At 71.9% G+C, this 3,232-nt stretch carries 4 protein-coding genes; all 4 read left to right on the top strand.

Annotation, left to right across the window (positions count from 1 at the left end):
- Positions 1–340: 340 nt before the first annotated feature.
- Positions 341–889 carry a formaldehyde-activating enzyme gene (locus FV228_RS24545; protein ID WP_058192649.1) on the top strand — a complete coding sequence of 183 codons (549 nt, stop codon included), beginning with the start codon at positions 341–343 and terminating at the stop codon, positions 887–889.
- A gap of 269 nt (positions 890–1,158) precedes the next feature.
- Positions 1,159–2,163, top strand: a complete 1,005-nt coding sequence (locus FV228_RS24540; RefSeq protein WP_147856948.1) for a MoxR family ATPase — start codon at positions 1,159–1,161, stop codon at positions 2,161–2,163.
- Between the two features lie 2 nt (positions 2,164–2,165).
- The gene (locus FV228_RS24535; protein ID WP_147856947.1) at positions 2,166–3,077 is read left to right on the top strand and encodes a DUF58 domain-containing protein; all 912 of its coding nucleotides are present in this window, start codon (positions 2,166–2,168) and stop codon (positions 3,075–3,077) included.
- 7 nt (positions 3,078–3,084) lie between these two features.
- Positions 3,085–3,232, top strand: a 148-nt coding sequence (locus FV228_RS24530; protein ID WP_147856946.1) for a BatA domain-containing protein, incomplete at its 3' end; no start/stop codon positions are given.

The following is a 3,232-nucleotide window of genomic DNA, read 5'->3' as shown; positions in this document are numbered from 1 at the left end:
GCGTGAGGGACCGCGCGGGCCCGGCGACGAACACATCTCGAAGGCGCATGGTGTGTACCGGATACGCGGGAGGCCCGCTGTGCTGCCTACGCCGCAATCCGCGAGAGACATCAGGAGGTTCAGCCGGTCGCCCCGGCCTCGCGCGCCTTCCTACTGGTCCGGCTCGCCCGCGCCAAGGGCCAGGACAGGTTGGGCCAGGACAGGTTCACCGAGCCGGCAGCGGCATCGCGGCGGAGCCGACGGATGCCGGAGCGCGTGCTAGAGGGGGCGCCGTCGATCCAGTCGGCACGGCCGCAGCGGCCGCCCCCGCCCCGTGCCGCAACCCAGGGAGCCTACCTTTATGAGTGAACGCATCATCCTCCGCGCCGGCGAGGCGCTCGTGGCGGGCGGCCCGCCGAACACCGCGTCCGAGCCGGAGGTCATCATCGGCGAGCTGGACGGTCCGGTCGGCACCGCGATCGCGACGCTAACGGGCGACCAGGTGGTCGGCCACAGCCGCGTCTTCGCGCTCCTCAACACCGACATCATGGTCCGGCCGGTGACGCTCTGCGTCTCCAAGGTCAGCGTGACCGAGAGCAAGTACACCTCGATCCTGATGGGCACGGTGCAGTTCGCCATCGCCAACGGCGTGCTCGACGCCGTGCGGGCGGGCTACATCCCCAAGGAGAAGGCCAATGACCTCGGCATCATCTGCTCGGTCTGGCTCAGCCCCGGCGTGATCCAGGCCGAGACGGTGGATCACAAGGCGCTTTTCGAGATCCAGCGCAAGGGCATGACCGAGGCGATCCGCAAGGCCATGACCAACGAGCCGTCGATCGACTGGCTGCTCGAGAACCAGGACAAAATCGTGCACAAGTATTACACGATGGGTCTCGAAGGTAAGATCTGACCCGCATCCTGAAACAAGCGTGCCCGGGAGCGGTGGAGGACCGAACGACTTCGCTCCCGGGCACCGGCCGGCGCCAAAAACGCAAGGGTGCGCGGCTGCCCGGAGGCGGCGCCCCCGAGGCTGGCACCCGAAGTTGCATTGCCTCGCGGATCCGACCGCGAATCGGCGTGCGGCGATCCCGACCTTGCCAGCCCGGTGCGAACGGCCCCACATTGACCGGATGACCGGCGGGGCGCCTCGGGTGCCCTGCACAGGAGACGGACAACGGCATGACGCAGGCGATCAGCCCGGCCACCAGCCTCGACGACGGCATCGTGGCCACCGCGGAGAGCTGCCTCGCCGCCGTGGGTCAGGCCCGGGACGCGATCCACGGGGTGATCTTCGGCCAGGAGAAGGTCGTCGACCTCGCCCTGGTGACGATCCTGGCCGGCGGCCACGGCCTCCTCGTCGGCCTGCCGGGTCTCGCCAAGACCAAGCTGGTGGAGACGCTGGGCACGGTGCTGGGCCTCGACGCGCGGCGCGTACAGTTCACCCCCGACCTGATGCCGTCCGACATCCTCGGCACCGAGATCCTCGAGGAGGATGCCGAGCGCCGCCGGGCGTTCCGGTTCGTGCAGGGGCCGGTCTTCACCCAGCTCCTGATGGCCGACGAGATCAACCGGGCGAGCCCGCGGACGCAATCGGCCCTGCTCCAGGCGATGCAGGAGGGCCACGTCTCGGTGGCCGGCGCCCGCCACGACCTGCCGCGGCCGTTCCACGTGCTCGCCACCCAGAACCCGATCGAGCAGGAGGGTACCTACCCGCTGCCCGAGGCGCAGCTCGACCGGTTCCTGCTGGAGATCGACGTCGGCTATCCCGACCGCGCCGCCGAGCGCCGCATCCTGATCGAGACCACCGGCATCGACGAGGTGCGCCCGCATGCCGTGATGTCCACCGACCAGTTGCTCACCGCCCAGCGCCTGGTGCGCCGGCTGCCAGTGGGCGAGGCCGTGGTGGAGGCGATCCTCGACCTCGTGCGCGCCGCCCGGCCCGACGGCGGCGACCCGCTGGTGAAGGACAAGCTGCTCTGGGGTCCCGGCCCCCGCGCCAGCCAGGCGCTGACGCTCGCGGCCCGCGCCCGGGCCCTGATCGAGGGCCGGGTCGCGCCCTCCGTGGCCGACGTGAAGGCCCTGGCCGAGCCGGTGCTCAAGCACCGGATGGCGCTCAGCTACACCGCCCGCGCCGACGGCGAGACGATCGAGGGCTTGATCGGCAAGCTCGCCGAGAAGCTTTAGCCTTGGTCGGGACACACGCCCTCGACTCCGAACGGCGCACCCCCGGCAGGCGCGAGAGCGAGGGCGCGACGGCCCTCTCCGAAAGGATGCCCCGCCTCGTGCTGGAGGCGCGGCGGGTGTCGAGCCTCCTGGCCCACGGCCTGCACGGCCGCCGCCGGGCCGGTCCGGGCGAGAGCTTCTGGCAGTTCCGCCCCTTCGTCACCGGCGAGGCTGCGGCGCGGGTCGACTGGCGCCGCTCGGCCCGGGACGACCGGCTCTACGTGCGCGAGCGGGAATGGGAGGCGGCCCACAATATCTGGCTGTGGATGGACCGCTCCGCCTCGATGGGGTTTTCGTCCGACCTGGCCTCGGCGTCGAAGGTCGAGCGGGCCCTGGTCCTCGGGCTCGCGCTCGCCGACGCCTTCGTGGAGGGCGGCGAGCGGGTCGGGCTTCTGGGGCTGACCCGGGCGACGGCATCGCGGGGCATCGTCGAACGGATGATCCAGGCGCTGGTCGCCGACAAGGCCGGCCTGGAGCAGGACCTGCCGCCCCGGGCGAGCCCGGCGCGCTTCGACGAGGTCGTGCTGATCGGCGACTTCCTCACCGATCCGAGCCGGATCGCGACCGCAATCCAGGCCCTGGCCGGACGGGGCAGCCGCGGCCACCTGCTGATGGTCGTGGATCCGATCGAGGAGACCTTCCCGTTCTCGGGCCAGGCCGTGCTGCACGATCTCGAAGGCGGGCTCAGCCTCGATATCGGCGATGCCGGCGCCTGGGGCGACCGCTACCGCGCCCGCATCGCCGAGCACCGCGCCGCCCTGCAGGCGATCGCCCGCCAGCAGGGCTGGACGCTCACCATCCACCGCACCGACCGCCCGGCGAGCGAGGCGGCCCTGCGGCTCGCCACGCTGATCGCCGCGCGCGGCCCGGAGTGAGGCCGCCATGCTCGGTCTGACCTTCGCGGCGCCCCTGGCGCTCGCCGCCCTGATCGGCCTGCCGGCGCTGTGGTTCCTGCTGCGGGTGACGCCGCCGCGCCCCAGGCGGATCGACTTCCCGCCGCTCAAGCTCGTCGCCGACCTGATCCCGCAGC

Origin of the sequence: Methylobacterium sp. WL18 (assembly GCF_008040015.1) — a bacterium.
GTDB classification, from domain to species: domain Bacteria; phylum Pseudomonadota; class Alphaproteobacteria; order Rhizobiales; family Beijerinckiaceae; genus Methylobacterium; species Methylobacterium mesophilicum.
Note: the sequence above shows the minus strand (reverse complement) of the source record. Positions and strands in the feature narration are given on the sequence as shown.

Bases quoted from the DNA above. Each gene is read 5' to 3' on its own strand.
- FV228_RS24545 (WP_058192649.1), top strand. From the start codon at position 341: ATGAGTGAACGCATCATCCTCCGCGCCGGCGAGGCGCTCGTGGCGGGC.
- FV228_RS24540 (WP_147856948.1), top strand. From the start codon at position 1,159: ATGACGCAGGCGATCAGCCCGGCCACCAGCCTCGACGACGGCATCGTG.